We start from the raw sequence: 19383 nt of genomic DNA on the forward strand, positions 1-19383 counted from the left end.
GTGAAAACATAGTTTTCATTATATCACTCGAGGGGGCTTTCATAATGACATTAAATAAAGCACTTACTATCGCTGGTTCTGACACAAGTGGCGGTGCTGGTATACAAGCAGATTTAAAAACATTCCAAGAACTGGGCGTATACGGAATGACATCTCTTACAACAATCGTAACGATGGATCCACATAACGGTTGGGCACATAACGTATTTCCAATCCCAGCTTCTACATTAAAACCACAATTAGAAACAACAATTGAAGGTGTTGGCGTAGACGCTTTAAAAACAGGTATGCTTGGATCAGTAGAAATTATTGAAATGGTTGCAGAAACAATCGAAAAGCACAATTTCAAAAATGTAGTAGTTGACCCTGTTATGGTATGTAAAGGTGCAGATGAAGCATTACACCCTGAAACGAACGATTGCTTACGTGACGTTCTTGTGCCAAAGGCATTAGTTGTAACGCCAAACTTATTTGAAGCTTACCAATTAAGCGGTGTGAAAATTAATTCTCTTGAGGACATGAAAGAAGCAGCGAAGAAAATCCACGCTTTAGGTGCCAAATACGTACTAATTAAAGGCGGAAGCAAACTTGGTACGGAAACTGCAATCGACGTCCTATATGATGGAGAAACATTCGATCTTTTAGAATCAGAAAAAATTGATACTACAAATACACACGGCGCAGGTTGCACATATTCTGCTGCAATTACAGCAGAACTTGCAAAAGGAAAACCTGTGAAAGAAGCAGTAAAAACTGCTAAAGAATTCATCACAGCTGCTATTCGTTACTCATTCAAAATTAACGAATACGTAGGTCCAACTCACCATGGTGCATATCGTAAATTCGTTGTATCAAAAGAACTTGTCTAATATATAAATAAAAACACTCACAAGGTTCATACATTGCCTCTGTGAGTGTTTTTTATAAGCTTTATGTCTTCCGGTCATCTTATCTTTAAGATGCAGAGCTGACCTTATTTCTACCATTTCGTTTCGAGTAGTATAACGCATCATCCGCCGCTTGAATAAATTGCTCTGATGCCCCTTCATACTCTGAAACCCCTGCTGAAACTGTAATTTTTATTTTTGTTCCATCTAACAATTCAAATGAATGTTTTTCAACAGCTATACGAGTTTGTTCCCCAACATGAATTCCATAAGCTATTCCTTTCCTTGGTATCAAAAGCGCAAACTCCTCTCCACCCTTTCGAAAAACCAAATCCGGAAATGCTGACATTTCTCGCAAAATATGCCCTACTTGTTTTAACACTTCGTCTCCCGCTGGGTGCCCATACGTATCATTTACATGCTTAAAATGGTCAATATCTATAAGTAGTAAACAAAGTGAATCATTTTTCAAGTGTTTATTACTAATATGACGATTCATCTCTAAATCAAACTGTCTTACGTTTCCTAGACCTGTCAATGCATCTATCGTTGCGTATTGCTTCATCGTTTGAAATAGCTCATTGGATTGTAAAACATAATTTGCACTTATGAATGTTATGTAACCTGTAATAATACTAGAAATTAAATATAATCCCACTATGTGGATCTCTTTAATTAACCATATATATAAGGCTGGGATTAGAATAGATAAAATATATGCGTGTAACCATACCCACTTTTCCCCTAAAGAAAGCTTCATACGCGAAATAAAGATACTCCCTATTCCTATCGCAATGATTGTATAAAAGGCCACTTGAGAAGCTAATGAATAATCCATAAACAACAGTCTAGTTACTAAAATCATAATAATTGTTATGGTACTCGCTATCGGCCCTCCAATAATAACAGCTAGAATAACAGCTAAGTAGCGTAAATCCAATAGGATGGTGATGGTACCAACACGAACACCGAAATACATTAGTAATATACCTAGTATCCCAGTAAAAATGCCTACTACACATTTCTGCCCAAAAGAGAATCCTTCTTTTAACGGCTTATCTCTTAAAAGCTGACCTCCAACAAAAATAAAGGAAAGAATAATTGTTGTATTTACAAATAAGTCCTTTAACATAAAATGATCTCCTTACTTTTCTATCTATCCCTTTCCTTACTTTATTGTATACGAAATCCCTATAATTCCCAAAGTTTTTATTTATTTTTTGCTGTTCCACGTGAAACAGCAAAAAAATAAAAAGGGCGAAAACTCGCCCTTTTTCATTAACAACAGCGTGATATTTTTCCACCCTTTGCGTTAAATCTTGCTTCTTGTGCCTCAGCAAAAAATTGCTTTTGACATAAAACCTCTTCTTCAGGATGATGCTTTTTCATATGCTCCACATATACTTCATAACTTGGTACCCCAACGAGCAAACTAATAAAGCGTTTTCTTTCCCTCCATACTTGCCACAGCTTTTTAAGCATAGTTCCTCGACTCACTTTCATCTCTCGGAATATATGGTGCCTCCTTTAACGGCATTGGCTTATTTCTTAATACTTGTATCCAAATTCGAAGTGCTGAAATTAACACAGCGATTACAACTATCATAAAAATCCCACAAAGCGCTGCATCAATATAATCATTGAAAATAATTTGCTTCATTTGAGCGACATTTTTAGCTGGCGCTAACACTTTTCCCTCATCTAATGCTCTCTGAAATACCTTTGCATGCGATAGAAATCCAATTTTAGGATTTTCATGAAATAGCTTTTGATACCCCGCCGTCATTGTTACAATCAGCAACCCGACAGTTGGAATAAGTGTTACCCAAACATACGCCTTTTTTCCCATTTTGAACAAAATTGTCGTTCCAAGTAATAATGCAATACCTGCTAGCATTTGATTTGCAATACCGAAAAGTGGCCATAATGTATTAATTCCACCGAGCGGATCTATTACCCCTTGGTATAAGAAATATCCCCACCCTAATACACATAACGTTGTAGCGATTACATTCGCTAATGTAGAATCCGTTTTCCCAAATGGCTTATATACATGCCCTAAAATATCTTGAATCATAAATCGACCGACACGCGTTCCAGCATCAATCGTTGTTAAAATAAATAGGGCTTCAAAGAGAATCGCAAAATGATACCAAAATGCCATCATGGCCGTTCCACCTATTACTTGTGAGAAAATATATGCCATACCTATCGCTAATGTTGGCGCACCACCTGTACGTGATAAAATCGTTTGCTCTCCAACATTTACAGCAAGATCTTTTAGTTCATTTGGTGTAATAGCAAATCCCCATGAGGAAATAACTTGAGCTGCCTGCGAGACATCTGTACCGATAAGTGCTGCGGGACTATTAATTGCAAAATACGTTCCCGGTGTTAATACACAAGCTGCAATCATCGCCATCGCTGCTACAAACGACTCCATTAACATTGCTCCATAACCGATTGGCTGTGCGTGCCCCTCTTGCTCAATCATCTTCGGCGTCGTACCTGATGAAACAAGAGCATGGAATCCAGACACTGCACCGCAAGCAATAGTAATAAATAAGAATGGGAATAAGTTTCCAGAGAACACAGGACCAGTTCCATCAATAAATTTCGAAACTGCTGGCATTTGTAAATCTGGTGCTACAATTAAGATACCGATTGCTAACCCTACAATTGTTCCAACTTTTAAAAATGTACTTAAATAATCACGTGGTGCTAAAAGCATCCAAACTGGTAATGCAGATGCAATAAATCCATATACAATAAGCATAATAGCAATTGTTTCACCACTAAATGTGAACATACTTGCAAGTGTTGGATTTTCTGCTACATACTGTCCTCCAACAAGAGATAAAATAAGTAGGATAATACCGATTACTGATCCTTCTCCAACACGACCAGGCCTAATATAGCGCATATAAACTCCCATTAAAATAGCGATAGGAATCGTTGCTGCTATCGTAAACATTCCCCAAGGACTTCCTATTAGTGCCTTTACTACGACCAACGCTAATACTGCTAATAAAATAATCATAATTCCTAAAATACCTATCATTGCAATTAGTCCTGTAACAGGTCCAATCTCATCTTTAATCATTTCTCCTAACGATTTACCATTACGTCTCATTGAAGCAAATAAAATAACAAAATCTTGGACAGCCCCCGCAACAACTACCCCAACAATAATCCAAATGGTCCCTGGTAAATACCCCATTTGTGCCGCTAAAATCGGTCCTACTAAAGGTCCCGCTCCAGCAATCGCTGCAAAGTGATGTCCAAACAATACCCACTTGTTTGTTGGAACATAGTCTTTCCCATCATTTAATGTATGGGCTGGTGTTTGCCGATTATCATCTAAATTAAAAACCTTTCTCGCTATAAATCTACTATAAAAGCGATAAGCAACTGCATATACACATACGGCAGCTACTAAGAGCCATACAGCATTAATGGTTTCACCTTGTGATAAAGCTATTACCCCAAAAGCACCTGCTCCTACTGCTGTAATAACGCCCCAAAGTAAGATCGATTTCAATGTCTTCACATACAATTCCCCCAATACTATTTCTTAGTGGAGATTGTACTAAATTTTCTGAATATTTAACTTGAATCCTCCCTATCATGAAGGATTTTCAGTTTATCATGTTAAAATACTCTCATTATCTACTATAATTCAATGTTATTTCGAAGGCGTTTTACATAATTACGACTGACTGGAATCGGTTGCTCATCATACCTATCTAAATACAAATTATACGTGCCATTATAATAAGGTTTCAGTTCTTTTACATATGACATATTAATTAAATAGCTTTTATGTACACGTAAAAAATCATATGCATTTAGCTTATTTTCTAATTCCTGAAGTGTATATGTTGAAATATACTGATTATTCGTTGTGTAAATTGAAACAGTTTTATTTTCTTTATTTTTACTTACATATACGATATCTTCTGGAAGAATATATCGTATGCCCTCTTGACTTTCTATCGGTAGTTTTCGCAAATAACTCTTTGCTTTCTCACCTTGTTCTTTACCTATTTTATATAAAAGAAATTGTAAATCTTCTTCACGAAATGGTCGCAATAAATAATAAAATGCTTGGAAACGAAAAGCTGTAATAGATTCTTCTATGTTTTCACCTACAAAAATAAATTTTGTATAGCAATTTATTTCTCGTAATAAACTTGCATATTCAAAACCAGTACCATCTAGTAATTTGGAACTTAAAAAAACAAAGTCTGGTATATGTTTTTTCATCATAAATAAAGATTCTGTTCCTGTCTTTGCTTCAAAACATTCTACATTTCTCATATTTTCAGTGAAATTTTCAGCTAACTCTCTTCTCTCTTCTGCCTCTTCCATAATCAGTAAAATTTTCATTTCTTCAACCACCTAATTCTTTGTCCATATGTCCTGTTGTATACATTCGCTTTTATAAGAAATAATCCCTTTTTCTTACTATACCATTATTTATCTAAAAAAACAGAAAAAAGGAAACCACTTCGGTTTCCTCTCCCCCTTTATCCCGTACTAACTGCCTATAAAGAGCCGAGTAGTGTAGGATGATAAACGATCCAGGATACGTTTAAATTTTCACTTTATACTAATTCTCGTTGCTTCGTTTCCTGTCCAAGTATTATTACAGCGAATACACCAATTAAAATTGATCCACAGAAAATCGTAAATATTAATGATAGTGAAGCTTCTGAGGCAACTAAATATCCCACTAATAGTGGCCCAAGGATACCACCGATACGACCAAATGCTGCTGCCATTCCTGCACCTGTACCACGAATAACCGTTGGATACTGCTCAGGTGTATAGGCGTATAATGCTCCCCAAGCACCTAAGTTAAAGAAGGATAGTAGCATACCTGCCACAATTAATACTGTTAATGAATCCGCAACCCCAAACAAATAAGCACTGCAAGCTGTCCCAATTAAATACGTAACCAAAACAAATTTACGACCGAGACGTTCAATAAACCAAGCAGCGGTGAAATATCCTGGAAGTTGAGCTAATGTCATAATAAGTACGTATTGGAAACTTTTTATTAAACTAAATCCTTTTAGCACCATTACACTCGGTAACCAAAGGAACATTCCATAATAGGAAAAGACAACACAAAACCATAGAATCCATAGCATAATTGTTGCTTTACGATATTCCCCAGACCAAACTGATTTTATATTTTCAATAACAGATGGCCTTTTTTCAACTTTTTGGAACCTTGGGGAATCCGGTAAATTCCATCTTAAATATAAAGCATATAGTGCTGGAATTGCACTCAATACCATCGCAACTTCCCAACCATATTTAGGAATAACAAAATACGAGATAAGAGCTGCAATTAGCCATCCACCTGCCCAAAAACTTTCTAATAACACAACAATTTTCCCACGCTCATGCGCTTCAACACTCTCTGATACTAGTGTAGAGGCAACTGGAAGCTCTCCGCCAAGCCCCATACCAATTAAAAAGCGTAAAACGAGAAACATTGCAAGTGTTGTTGTTAATGCAGTTAAACCACTACCGATAGAAAATAACAATAATGTAATAATAAAGACTGATTTCCGCCCTATTTTATCTGATAGTACCCCAAAAATAAGCGCTCCTACTGCCATACCGATTGAGTTAATACTGCCTATCCAGCCCATTTCTTGCGTACTTAATCCCCAATCCTTTTGCAAGGCTACCATTACAAATGAAAGCATTCCAACATCCATTGCATCAAATAGCCATCCAAGCCCAGCTATACCAAGTAGTTTGCGCTTCGAAATTTCTTTTACCTTGCCCACTAGAAGTCCTCCTCACACAGGTGTCTTTACACATCATTTTACATGTGTGAATTGTATAAGTAAAATACTTTTGTGTAAAAAATTCTCCTTCATCATTCCCAAAAAGTAAAACGTCTATCCCGATTGGGGAGAGCTAATAATCAGTGGAGATGCCTCACTGATTAAAGTTTCAATTTATTAAAAATGAACAAATAAAAAAAGCAGCGATATTTCGCTACTTTTTCGAACGCATTACTTCTTTTAAAAATTCCGCTAATACTAACTGACGACGCCAGCGTGTTGGATTACTGCATAATCTATAAAACCACTCTAAATGAATCGCTTGAATCCATTTTGGTGCACGTTTTACCTCTCCAGCCCATACATCTAAACTTCCACCCACTCCAACAGCCATTTTCGTTTCTAAACGATGCTTATTGTTTTGGATAAAGTTCTCTTGTCTCGGGAAACCAAGTGCAACAAGTAATAAATCTGGTTTTGCTTCTTGAATGCGAGAAATAATATTCTCTTCGTCTTCTTGTTTAAAATAACCATCTTGTATACCGGCGATGGATACAGCTGAATATGTCTTTGTTAAATGATCTGCTGCAGCTTGTACAACATGCGGCTTTGCACCTAATAAGAAAACAGATACCGGCTTACTATCTTCTGATAACTTCGCAAGTAAATTACACATTAAATCAAAACCTGCTACACGTTCTTTTAAAGGTGTACCAAGCATCCCGCTTGCCTTTACAACCCCAATACCATCAGGTGTAATTAAATCTGTATTCAATAATGTTTGATAGAACTTTTCATCCTTTTTTGCGCACATAACAATTTCAGGGTTTGCTGTTACTACCTGAAACGTATGAGTTCGCTCCGCTTCTAGTTGTTCTTTTAAATATTGGACCGTTTCATCCATTGTCATTGTAGAAAAAGGAACGCCTAGAATATCAACTGTTTGTACTGCCATAGTTAACTATCCTCTCTATCATTACAAGTTTTTCGCTATTAATTGCTTATATGTTTCCTTTGTATCTTCATATAGTTTTTGAAGTGAGAAGTTCATAGTAGCATGCTCATAAATATGTTTACCCATTGCTGCTAACTCTCCAGTTTTCCACTTATCATACGCTTCTTCTAAAGCTAATGCTAATGCCTTTCCATCACCTGTTGGCACAATCCATCCGTAAGTTTCATCTACGATTAATGGTTCAATTTCTCCAGCCCTAGTCACAATTGATGGTACGCGTTGATTTGCCGCTTCTAATAAAACTAGTGGGAACCCTTCACTATGGGAAGTTAATAAATTTACATGTGACGACGCAAATAATTGTTTTACATCTTGACGATGTCCTAAAAACTCTACTTTATCGTTAATCCCTTTTTCAGTAGCTAATGACTTTAGATTTTCTTCTAATGGGCCATCGCCAACTAATAATACTTTAATTTTCTCTAATTTTGTTTGTTGTAACGCATCGAATAAAACTTCATGTCCTTTGACAGGATGTAATCGTGCTACTTGGATTGCCGTAAATACATCTTCATCAATATTGAACATTTCTTTTTTATTATAGCCTTCTGCTTTTTCCTTATCGTATTCAATTCCATTATAAATAACATGCATCTTTTCATTTGAAATACCTAATGCTGCCAGGCTTTTTTTCAATCTATTTGTTACAACGAAAAATAAGTCTATATTTTTTAAGGCTTTCAAATTTAATTTCGTAAAAATCCAACCTTTTAAGCCCTGTTTAGTAAAGTCTTGAAATGGATCACTATGAATAGTCGTTACCCATTTTGCCTTTATTCTCTTTTTCATTAAAGAAACATAGAAATTAGCCCTAGGGCCATGTGTATGAACTACATCAAATTTTTCTTTATTAATAAATTCACTTATATTCTTTAAAATGGATAAATCATAGCGCGATTTTTGTGAAAACACATGGACTTTTATCCCTAACTCCCTTGCTTCCTTCGCAACAATTCCATCTTCAAATACTGCTAATTCTACTTCACCAGTTGGAAACTGATCGAGAAGTGAAATAATATGTGTTTTCCCTCCCCCATCTTCTGCTCCTGCATTCATATGCAATATTCTCATATTTTTTCCTCCTTTAAATCCTCGCTACGTTTCCATCTATTTTTATTTTACTGTACTAAAAAATAAAAGCTAACAAAAGTTAGCTTTTATTTTTATCATTCAATTTCTAGGTCTACTATTAGATAAGCTAACACCACTACAAAGTAAATCCCAACTCCTGGTGCTGTTAAAATATGTCCTGCAATATAAGCAATACCTAACGCTAACAATAAGCTTGCTGAAATCATTCCATATTTTATATTGAATATGTCCTTAAATCTCGTAGCAAATGCTAGTAAAATTCTTAGCCCGTAATAAATAAATGGAATCATTAGTAATACAAAGCCAATAATCCCGAAATCATAAAACCAATCATGGAAGTCCATTTCAATTAGTTTTGGATCTGGCTGCTTTTGTTCATTGTATTTAAAGTTACCTGCATAACCCATTCCTAATAACTTTTGTGACATTGGCGCTTCTTTAAAGAACTGCTTATGTCTTTCTTCATATACTTGACGTCCACTGAAAATAAGATTTTCTTGATTTTCTTTCTTTTGCTCTTTCTCAAGCTCTTTCTTAACTTCCGCTTCTATCTTCGCCTTTTCTTCTGGCTTTTCAACTTTATGATGATTTTCTTCTTTTGCTTTAAGTTCTTGCTCTTTTTTCAGCTTCTCTTTAATTTCTTTTTCTTTTTGACCTTGCTGTGCCACATTTTGCTCTGATAAATAATTATTGTGAATACCCATATTTTGTGCTAATGGTGTTTGTTTAAACGTCCCAACTACACCAGCTAATAGGACCATAGCAATTACTGCATTAAGCGCAAGGGATTTTTTGTTCGGATTTTTTCTATCAAATAATAATTGTAGTACAATGATTCCGATTGCTGCCCCTAACGTAGCACCAATTGAGCCCATTCCAACTTTTGTACCGACTTGAATTAGCGAATAAATCATTAAAAGTGATGGAATCCAATATAAAATGTGTTTCCAGCTCTTTGTTTTTTGAATAGAATATAGTACCACAATAGGGAAAATAATAGCTAAGATTGAACCTAGTTCATTCCCTGCATAGAACCAACCTCGAGAACCAACCTTCATCCATTCATAACTACCAAAGTCAGTAGATGTTGAAATAGAAATAACCATAATTGCGTTAATGATTAATGTAGAATATACAATACTATTTCGAACCTTATCACTAATATTAACTGTCTTTTTCAATGATTTTAAAGCTAAAATGTATGATCCCAGCATGATATATATATATAATGCTTTCGCAACGAATTTAACCTCTTCACCAAGTACAATAGGATTTTTAACTAGTTTGTTATTAATAAACCCTATCCCTAAAACTCCGGCTAATAATATAAGATAAATTAAAAACTTTCTATTTTCCTTCTCTTTTGCCTGAATTAAAATGTAAATACCACCAACAGCCATAATAAGGAATCTTACTAAAATTCCAACGGTAGCATTTGACTTTAATAAAGTGATGCTAAGAGACGTTAATAAATCTAAAACAGGCTGTAAAATAATAAAAAAGAGCAAAAAATGCTCAAATCTAACCCTAGCTTGATTTGCTAACATTCCAAGACCTCCATACAAAATCTTAACATTATCTTTTAATCATAATTTTTTATCATTCAAACACACCTAGCAATTATAACATAACTCATATTCAAATCGAGAACTATTTTTCCAGCTAAAACTAGCCAGGACAAGTATTAATAAGGAATAGAAATCATCGTCCTTTAGCTATACTCCCCTATTTTTACAAAATCTATCTAACAACCATCCCCTTATTTTTGTCAGTATATACATATTTTTTTATCATTTTATACAAATATAAACATCCCACCTCTAATTGTAATATTTTACCAAAAAAAAAAAAAAACAACATCAAAAAATGTAAAATTAATCTTTTCATATCTTTTTCAGATTACTTTATGGTTATTTTCCAAACATTTTCAAACGCTTTCTTTATAAATTTTATCCGTTTTTCTACATGTAGCGAAAAGTAATTGTTATTTCCAATACTTTAGTGTATATTTTTTCTCTGGAACATCTTTAAGAGGAAGGGATTAAGGCCATGTTATTAATCGATATATTTACGTTTCTTGGCATTATCGCCGCTGCCATTTCTGGTACATTAGTTGGTTTAAAAAAAGATTTAGATTTATTTGGTGTCCTTTGTTTAGCTGTAGCCACTGCGCTCGGCGGCGGTATTATTCGTGATATCATGATTGGTAACCTGCCCCCTGTCGCATTTGTAAAACCCATTTACTTTTTCGTAAGTGTATTATCAGCATTATTTACTTGTATGTTTTTTGAGCGTATCAATAAACTTCAAGTCGTTATTATGCTTTCTGATGCTGTTGGCTTAGGCGTTTTTACAGCTATTGGTGCAAATGCGGCAATGTCACATCATGTTGACGCCTCATTTCTAGTTGTTTCAATGGGAGTCATTACAGGTATTGGAGGCGGTATTTTGCGTGACATTTGTGCTCAAGATATCCCTTACGTATTCCGAAAAGAGATTTACGCAATCGCTTCTATCTTAGGAGCAATTAGCTTCCTAATCACACACGCTATGGGGGCGCACGTATTAGCTTTCTATGTTTGTTTATTAGTAACATTCGTTATTCGTGTCGTCACTGTAATATATAATGTGCATTTCCCTGTTTTCTTTAAAACACATGCTAAAATTAATAAAGGCCATTAAGAGAATTCTAGATAGAATTCTCTTAATTTATATACTATTCAACGAACTAATATAGAGTAATTATATATAAGCATATATAATTACTCTATATTAGTTTTAAAATTGAAAACGTTTTATATACAGGGGGAAGAATGATGCTTGGGGTTTTCAAAAAAAATATTAATAAAACAAATGCCAGTATAATCGAATTAAGTAAGAACCAACAAATAACTTTTAATGTACCTACTAATTCTGAATTAAAAATTCAAATGGATATGCTACATATTTCAAAAGAAGATTTACAAGTTGTAAAAGTACTACAGCCTTTTATTTATGCAGAAATTGATTGGATTACTGAAAAATTCTATGCCAACATTACAAAACAACCTAATTTAATTACTATTATTGAGCGTTACAGCTCTATTCCAAAACTAAAACAAACTTTAAAAACACATATTAAAGAATTATTCAGCGGCAATATGCATGAAGATTTTATTGAACAGCGTGTTAGGATTGCCAAAAGGCATGTACAAATTGGTTTACATCGAAAATGGTATACTGCTGCTTATCAAGAATTATTCCGCTCTATCATGAAGATTTTGCAAACAAAAATAACGACAATCGATGATTTTTCATATTCTATAAATGTTATAAATAAATTATTCACTCTTGAACAAGAACTTGTTCTTGCAGCTTATGAATCTGAATATGAAAGAATGCAAAAAGAGCATGAGAAAGAAAAAGAATTAACTGCTATGACAATTACGCATATCGCAACAGAACTAGCTGCTGTATCTGAAAAAACAAGCTCTTCTATTCAAAAACTAACCGCCAAATCTGAAACTATTGTAGAGATTGCTAAAACAGGTACATCATTAGCTACAACATCTGAAGAAAAAGCGAATAAAGGGAAAGAACAATTAAACCAGCAAAACAAACGAATGGGATCTATTCAAATGAATATGGAAACGATTATTACAGATACTCATGAACTTCTCAATATTTCTAACAAAATTAATGAAATCATAGATATTGTTAAATCGATTGCGGAGCAAACAAATTTACTCGCACTAAATGCTGCTATTGAGTCGGCACGTGCTGGAGAATTTGGGAAAGGGTTTTCTGTTGTTGCTGGCGAAATCCGAAAATTATCAGAGCAAACGAAAGAATCTATATTTAACGTTACAAAGCTCGTCGAAAAAACAAATGAACAAATTAATCGTGTCTCGTCTTCTGTGAAACAAATTAGCTCTCTCGTATCGGAAGGAACAGATAGTATGTCGGCAACAGATCGATACTTCCAAGAAATCGTAAAAGATATGTCTAACTCAAAAGAACAGAATAAGAAAATTGAACACGAACTACAAGCTATTTCACAAGTAATGAAAGGAATTCAAGATGATTCCTCACAAATGGCTCTAACAGCCGATAATTTGCAACTAGAACTAAATCGATAAGATGAAATTTAGTAGTCAAGCATACTTTTCATCTGTACTAACTACTAAATTTCATCTTCCATCAAAAAAAGAATCCAGAATGGATTCTTTTTATTTTCTGAAAAATATTTTTTGACAATACACATAACTCATATAAACACCAAAGCTCTGCAAAATAAACAATGCTGGCATAATTACATTGTAATATGCCATATCTACTTGGAAGAGCTTTAACAATACGTATCCACTAATTAAAAATAAGAACAACATATATCCCTCATTTTGTTGTTTCTTAATAAGGAAGTGTAATAGAGCTATAGTCATAAACAATGTTACGGCTATATATATCAGTTTTTCATATTTGAAAAGAATAGAATTTATCCCCTCATCTGAAAACTGATTTATCATCGGTTCTAAAAGTTTAAATCTTTCTCCCTCAATCTCTTTTAACTTTTGATCAATATGCTCTGTTACACTTTGATTTTTCGATATTTTTTCCTCATGTTTCGTTTTTCCAATTAAAACAGATTGAACATACGTCTCATTCGCAATCGTATATTGTGACATTCCCATTGTCTTAATTCCATAATTCACACCAAAATGGGCACTATAAAATAGAATAAGTATCCCTATCATCTTTAGTAACACCTTTTGTTTCGTTGCTGATTGAAATACTTCGATTAATAATACATATACTGTGATAAAAATAGGAAGAAATAATCCCATTGGGAAAATCATACTACTAAATGCAAATAAAATCGCTGAAAACACCCACATATAAGGATGATCTAATCCTTTATATAAAAGTATGTAACAAGCAAAATAAAATAAAAATATTGCAAGTGACTCAGGAGTTAATACGGAACTCATGAATATATTTGGAATATACAGAGCATAAAAGATAGAAGCAATACGACCGCATTCTTCTCCAAAAACCATTGCTGCAATACGATAAATAAAAAATGCGGTTCCTGCGCAAAATAACACATTAAATAGTTGTAAAGCGAATAATGTATCACCAAATATACGAATAATTACTGACTCATATATAATAAAAGGCAAATGAGTTACAGTCTCTATATTATTACCAATTGCAATCTGCTTTGCAGACTCATACATCACTTTCATATCACCAATTATTGGAGCATCTACAAATAACAGCATACTAAGCCTCACAACTATAGATATACTTATAAGAAAAATAAGAAATTGTTTATCTGTAAAACGATATTGTAGAATTGATGCCACTAACAAAATAAGTATGACGAAAATTGCCAATATGATTGTTACACTTGTTGTACTTCCTCCAAAGAATTGCTTACTTGTCTCAAATCCTGCCCAACAACTATAAACAAAAAATGCGAACATCGCACCGATCGTAATTTTATTGAAGAAAGATGAAAAATTTGTTTGTATATGATTCATATGTCCATTGCACCTCTATTTCCATTCATAACAAAACGATTCTATCATGAATGGGTACACGGCTGATAGAGAATTTCTATGACAAATACATAGTCATTACTTTTTACTTGCAATGTAAGCGAATCCTCTTTTACACTACATTTTAGATAAAATAAATTTTCTTTCAGTTACATGAATACAAATACAGAAGTTTAAATAATACTCTTTTGGACTACACTTTACTTCATTAAATATCTAATATGAGTACTAAGCTTACACATATTATTCTGATTGAAAACAGACTATAGGGGCTGAATATATGGAAAAGAAATTCATGCGAGAATCTAAAGCAATTAAGACAACACGTGTTTTTCCTAACGATTTAAATAATCACCAAACACTTTTTGGGGGGAAATTATTAGCAGAAATTGATAGTATTGCTTCAATTGCGGCTGCAAGACATAGTCGTAAACATTGCGTAACAGCATCTATTGATTCAGTTGATTTTTTAACTCCAATTCACCAAGCTGATTCTGTTTGTTATGAAGCATTCGTATGTTATACAGGGAAATCTTCAATGGAAGTTTTCGTAAAAGTAATTGCAGAAAATTTATTAGCAGGCGAGCGTAGAATTGCTGCTACTTGCTTCATTACATTTGTAGCAATAAAAGATGGAAAACCTTCGTCCGTACCACAAGTACTACCTGAAACTGAGGAAGAACATTGGTTATACACAACCGGTTCAGAACGTGCGGAAAATAGAAAAAAAGGACGTTTAAAAAGCAAAGAAATGGCTGAGGTTTTAACTTTAAATAAACCTTGGAATATTTAATACAATACTCTTCCATATACATGCACAGATTTTTTCTTCCTTGCATGTATTTTTTTATACAAAATATCACCTCTTACCATTTTATTCTCAATCTGTTCTCCTAAATCATGCACCAGCTTTTCCTTTATTTTGTTATACTGTTAATGGTATATTAAATAAAGTTCGTTTAAAAATAACAATAATATGATTAAGTATATAAGGGATGGTGCGGTAATGACTATTGAAGTACCAATTTCAATACCAAAAACGTTAATTATTATTCCAGCGTATAACGAGGAAGAAGCAATTGCAGATACATTAACAAGATTATTAAAACTAAAACAGCATTTTACAGGATTAAGCATTTGTGTTATTAATGATGGATCACACGATAAAACAGCTCAAATCGTACAAGATTTTCCTGTTCACCTTGTGAATTTACCATATAACCTAGGTATTGGCTCAGCTGTACAAACTGGATATAAATACGCATATGAGAACGGATATGATATTGCGATTCAGTTCGATGCTGATGGACAACATAATCCAGATGATTTATATAAAATTATAAAGCCAATCGCTGAAGATGAATGCGATATGGTGCTAGGGTCACGTTTTACAGAAAAAACAGCATATAAAGGTAGTATTTCCAGAAGGATCGGTATTTTTTATTTTACTGCCCTATTGAAAGTACTAACAAAACAAACATTTATGGATCCAACTTCTGGATATCGTGCTATCAATCGAGAAGTAATTAAAATTTTTGCACATAACTATCCAAAAGATTATCCAGAACCAGAAGTTCTTATTCATTTAAAAAAGAAAAAACTTCGTATTAATGAAATATCTGTAAATATGCAAGAGCGACAAGGTGGACAATCTTCTATCACACCTTTTAAATCTGCATATTACATGATTAAAGTAAGTCTTGCTATATTGATGCAAAAAATCGTGAAAGGTTGATAATAAATGCCTATAATTACCTTTTCATTCATCTTTATTTTATTATTATTATTATTAATTATTAATTCCATTCGCCGTGGAACTTTAGAAACGAAATATGCTGTTTTATGGATTTTTGTTTGTATTGCAATGGCTATTTTAAGTTCTACCGATAAAATTATAAACTGGATTGGAAAACTATTAAAAGTAGAATATCCCCCTTCCATTTTATTCTTATTTGGACTATTATTCTGTTTCATCTTAATTTTTGACCTAACAAGAAAAATTTCTAAACAACATCATCAACTTGTAACATTAACGCAAGATTATGCGTTACTAAAGCAAAAATTAAATGCAACTGAGCCAGACAAAGACTAACCTAATATTTCATAGCTAATATAAAAAACCTCTTAATTTATTGCAAAAATTAAGAGGTTTTTTATTCTTAATAATAATTTATTCGCCTTCACAATCGTTACGATAGATACATCCTACTTAACTAATAAGTTAAAATGACATGAATAAGAAGTTATATGCAATAGACATGATAAAGCTGTTTGAAATACGAGAATTAACCATAAGAATCTAACTTCCCGCCACCTTTTTAATAGAAAGTTGATTTACAAAGTTTATATGCGTTAAACTTATACAGATGTTCTTGTAATCTTCTTCCTTTCAAAAGGCTTGTATATATGATGCAAGACATAAAAAACTTGAGGAGATAAAAATTCTATGATGGAACAAAAGCAACTTGTTTCTGTTGTCATACCCCTGTATAACACGGAAAAATATATTGAAGAAACGATGCAGTCAATACTAGATCAAACATATAAAAATATCGAAATTGTAATTGTAGATGATGGAAGTAAAGATCAATCACCTTCTATTGTGAAAAACCTTGCTGAAAAATATCCAGGGCAAGTAAAATACGTTCATCAAAAAAACCAAGGTGTTTCAGTAGCTCGTAATACGGGTATTGAAAATGCTAGCGGAGAATATGTCGCTTTTCTTGATAGCGATGACTTATGGCATCCAACTAAAATTGAGAAGCAAGTCGAAAGTATGCATAAAAACAACATGGACGCTTGCTATTGTGGTTATATGAATTTCTACGAAGAAACAGGCGAGAAGGTTGAACATACAACAAACTTTATTAAAGGTGATATGGCAAAAGCATTCCTAACGCATCAAGTTGTTGCTCAAACAAGTACTTGGATTTTCAAACGATCCATCGTAATGGATCATAACATTCGTTTTACACCAGAATGTAGTTGGGGCGAAGATTTAGAGTTTTTATTTAAACTTATGAGTGTGACAAATGTATGTTATGTCCATGAATACTTAACTTATTATAGAATCTTATCAGAAGGAAATCTTTCTTCTAAGTATAAAGATTATGAATTAAAAACGACAAAAGAGCTGGAAGTATTCAATCGTATGAAGGAATGGGTACATAATAAATCTCAAGATTTCATTACAAAAGATTCTCAGTTACTTATTGAAATTCTTGAGACTTATTTATTCCCTTATACAGTCATCAATAACGCTTGTATATATATTAAAGAAAACTCTCAATTAGATAAATCACAAGTTCAATTAATCAAAAAAGATATAAAGAAATATTGCCGTAAAATCTATTCAAAGAATGGAAAACGTAGTAAAAAACTATATGCAATGCTTTGGTTTGTACGAATTAAATTTCTGTTTTCTTAAACTGAAAATATAACGATACTCTCTCTTTCTGTGAACAAATCAAATTTACAAATAGGACAAGCTAACCGGGTCCTAAAGAATAGAAAGGTCTTTTCTCATGAAAACAAATAAAATTCTAAAAAACGCATCCTACCTGTTTGTAGGAAACATTACTGTCCGTTTTGTACTGGCTATTGCAACAATTTTCTTTGCAAGGTATGTTTCTCCAAGTGATTACGGTATGTTTACAACTGCGTTAGCAGTTTCAGCTGTTATTTGTTACTTTACAGATGCAGGTTTAACACATACGTTTATGCGTGAAGGAACGAGAAGCGATGCTAATATTAGCGTGCTAATAAGTAGTTACTTACGTATTCGTTTAATATTAGCTATCGTAATTTCTGTACTTTTCGCTATTTTTGCCCAGTTCTTCTATCCCGATGCTTACTTACGCGCGATGGTATATTGGGTTGTTCTACCAACAATGTTCGGAGCAACCTTACAAGGTGTTGGAATGGCTTACTTCCAAGTAACAGAACGCATGCAATTTACAGCTATTATTTCTGTACTACAAGGTGTAACTGCTGCTGCTGCCCTATTACTAGGGATGTCTTTCCAATGGTCACTTATGATGGTTGCTGCCATGTACGGGGTATCTAGTCTTGTAACAGGTGTTATCGCCTTTATAATGACAATACGTTATACGAAGGTCCATAAGGGTTGGGATAAAGGCATTTTAGATCAACTACTTATTTTTACAATCAATGGCATCATCATTATGCTCTTACCACAATTGGGCCCTATTATATTAGAAAAGGTTTCAACGTATAATCAAGTTGGATTCTTTGGTGCTGCATCTAAAATACCTGCTGTACTATATCAAATACCTGGGGTAATTGCAGCGGCCTTTTATCCAAGGCTTTTTGCTTTTGGTAATGAGAAAAATATTGAAGAACATAGAAAATTATCAAGTTTTGAATTAAAACTTATGTCTTTTTTAGGAATGGGAATTTCTATCCCCTTTATTGCGGATCCAAGTTTCTGGATTGTTAGTTTATTAGGAGAAGAATACGCTCCCGCCGGTGACGCTCTTGCTATTCTAGCGTTTATGGTTATTTTACAATCAATTAACTATCCACTAGCCGATAATTTAACAACGATTGGCCAGCAATGGAAACGTGCAACAACAATGACTATTGGATTAGTTGTTGCCATCATAGGTTATATTGTATTAGGTAGTAAATATGGAATGATGGGAGCAGCTGCCGCAGCTATCCTTACCGAAATTACACTATTAATCGGATTTACCCTCTTTATTCGTAAAGGCATGCAATTATTAGTTAAAGGAATTATATTTAATTCCTTAGCCTTTATTATTAGTTACGGTATATACCGAATTGCATTAATCAACTTACCGCCACTAATTGCTTTAACTCTTACTGGTATACTATACGGTATAATTGGAATTGGAATTGATCCTCAAATACGTGGATTTGTTTTAGGGTTTATAAAACAAAAGCTCATTCGCAAACATGCTTAAAAGCAAAAAGCTTTTCCTATTTAAAAATGGAAAAGCTTTTTGCTTTTTTTATATACCATCATTTTTCTTCAGTAAAAAAATGCTATATATTCCAGC

General features: G+C 33.6%; 17 protein-coding genes and 1 pseudogene. 9 read left to right on the forward strand and 9 right to left on the reverse strand.

Translation table 11 applies throughout. From position 1 onward, the window contains the following. Positions 1–44 precede the first annotated feature (44 nt). Positions 45–869 (forward strand): pyridoxine/pyridoxal/pyridoxamine kinase, encoded by an 825-nt coding sequence (gene pdxK, locus ACUN13_RS24460; protein WP_000174252.1) that lies wholly within the window; start codon positions 45–47, stop codon positions 867–869. An 85-nt stretch (positions 870–954) separates the two neighbouring features. Here pdxK and ACUN13_RS24465 read toward each other — a convergent pair whose 3' ends face one another. From ACUN13_RS24465 to ACUN13_RS24500, 8 genes are all read right to left on the reverse strand, one after another. Then, positions 955–2019 (reverse strand): GGDEF domain-containing protein, encoded by a 1065-nt coding sequence (locus ACUN13_RS24465; protein ID WP_025687490.1) that lies wholly within the window; start codon positions 2017–2019, stop codon positions 955–957. Positions 2020–2165: 146 nt separating this feature from the next. Beyond that, positions 2166–2369: a YbdD/YjiX family protein gene (locus ACUN13_RS24470; protein ID WP_000914505.1), complete on the reverse strand. Its 204-nt coding sequence runs from the start codon at positions 2367–2369 to the stop codon at positions 2166–2168. Continuing rightward, a complete protein-coding gene (cstA, locus tag ACUN13_RS24475) occupies positions 2362–4437 on the reverse strand; it encodes a carbon starvation protein CstA (protein WP_000854314.1) in 2076 nt (691 codons plus the stop codon). The genes ACUN13_RS24470 and cstA overlap by 8 nt, the downstream gene beginning before the upstream one ends. Positions 4438–4559: 122 nt before the next feature. Further along, positions 4560–5276 carry a LytR/AlgR family response regulator transcription factor gene (locus ACUN13_RS24480; protein ID WP_000698256.1) on the reverse strand — a complete coding sequence of 239 codons (717 nt, stop codon included), beginning with the start codon at positions 5274–5276 and terminating at the stop codon, positions 4560–4562. Between the two features lie 218 nt (positions 5277–5494). Next, positions 5495–6694: an MFS transporter gene (locus ACUN13_RS24485; protein ID WP_025687488.1), complete on the reverse strand. Its 1200-nt coding sequence runs from the start codon at positions 6692–6694 to the stop codon at positions 5495–5497. A gap of 214 nt (positions 6695–6908) precedes the next feature. Beyond that, complete coding sequence (locus tag ACUN13_RS24490; RefSeq protein WP_000290748.1) at positions 6909–7649, reverse strand: WecB/TagA/CpsF family glycosyltransferase; 741 nt, start codon at positions 7647–7649, stop codon at positions 6909–6911. A gap of 21 nt (positions 7650–7670) precedes the next feature. Then, positions 7671–8780 (reverse strand): glycosyltransferase family 4 protein, encoded by a 1110-nt coding sequence (locus ACUN13_RS24495; protein WP_001221227.1) that lies wholly within the window; start codon positions 8778–8780, stop codon positions 7671–7673. A 95-nt stretch (positions 8781–8875) separates the two neighbouring features. After that, complete coding sequence (locus tag ACUN13_RS24500) at positions 8876–10348, reverse strand: O-antigen ligase family protein (RefSeq protein WP_025687487.1); 1473 nt, start codon at positions 10346–10348, stop codon at positions 8876–8878. A 502-nt stretch (positions 10349–10850) separates the two neighbouring features. Between ACUN13_RS24500 and ACUN13_RS24505 the strand changes: the two genes are divergently transcribed. From ACUN13_RS24505 to ACUN13_RS24515, 3 genes and pseudogenes are all read left to right on the forward strand, one after another. Next, a complete protein-coding gene (locus tag ACUN13_RS24505; protein WP_000924371.1) occupies positions 10851–11483 on the forward strand; it encodes a trimeric intracellular cation channel family protein in 633 nt (210 codons plus the stop codon). A gap of 134 nt (positions 11484–11617) precedes the next feature. Further along, positions 11618–12163: pseudogene (locus ACUN13_RS24510) on the forward strand (protoglobin family protein); the annotation flags it as partial. Positions 12164–12217: 54 nt separating this feature from the next. Further along, entirely contained in the window at positions 12218–12919 is a 702-nt protein-coding gene (locus ACUN13_RS24515; RefSeq protein ID WP_429865100.1) for a methyl-accepting chemotaxis protein, read from the forward strand. A gap of 90 nt (positions 12920–13009) precedes the next feature. On the opposite strand, the gene ACUN13_RS24520 is transcribed toward ACUN13_RS24515, so the two are convergent. Next, complete coding sequence (locus ACUN13_RS24520; RefSeq protein ID WP_445424000.1) at positions 13010–14323, reverse strand: ArnT family glycosyltransferase; 1314 nt, start codon at positions 14321–14323, stop codon at positions 13010–13012. 298 nt (positions 14324–14621) lie between these two features. Here ACUN13_RS24520 and ACUN13_RS24525 point away from each other — a divergent pair, with 298 nt between their 5' ends. The 5 genes from ACUN13_RS24525 (at position 14622) to ACUN13_RS24545 (ending at position 19287) form a co-directional block, all read left to right on the forward strand. Next, positions 14622–15134: an acyl-CoA thioesterase gene (locus ACUN13_RS24525; RefSeq protein WP_000412123.1), complete on the forward strand. Its 513-nt coding sequence runs from the start codon at positions 14622–14624 to the stop codon at positions 15132–15134. Positions 15135–15347: 213 nt separating this feature from the next. Then, positions 15348–16076: a glycosyltransferase family 2 protein gene (locus tag ACUN13_RS24530; protein ID WP_000151539.1), complete on the forward strand. Its 729-nt coding sequence runs from the start codon at positions 15348–15350 to the stop codon at positions 16074–16076. A gap of 6 nt (positions 16077–16082) precedes the next feature. Beyond that, positions 16083–16433, forward strand: a complete 351-nt coding sequence (locus tag ACUN13_RS24535) for a DUF2304 domain-containing protein (RefSeq protein WP_001121774.1) — start codon at positions 16083–16085, stop codon at positions 16431–16433. Positions 16434–16787: 354 nt separating this feature from the next. Continuing rightward, entirely contained in the window at positions 16788–17768 is a 981-nt protein-coding gene (locus ACUN13_RS24540) for a glycosyltransferase family 2 protein (protein WP_000970530.1), read from the forward strand. A 97-nt stretch (positions 17769–17865) separates the two neighbouring features. Next, positions 17866–19287, forward strand: a complete 1422-nt coding sequence (locus ACUN13_RS24545) for an oligosaccharide flippase family protein (protein ID WP_000856131.1) — start codon at positions 17866–17868, stop codon at positions 19285–19287. Positions 19288–19383: the final 96 nt, after the last annotated feature.

Source organism: Bacillus cereus group sp. Bce041, from assembly GCF_052646455.1.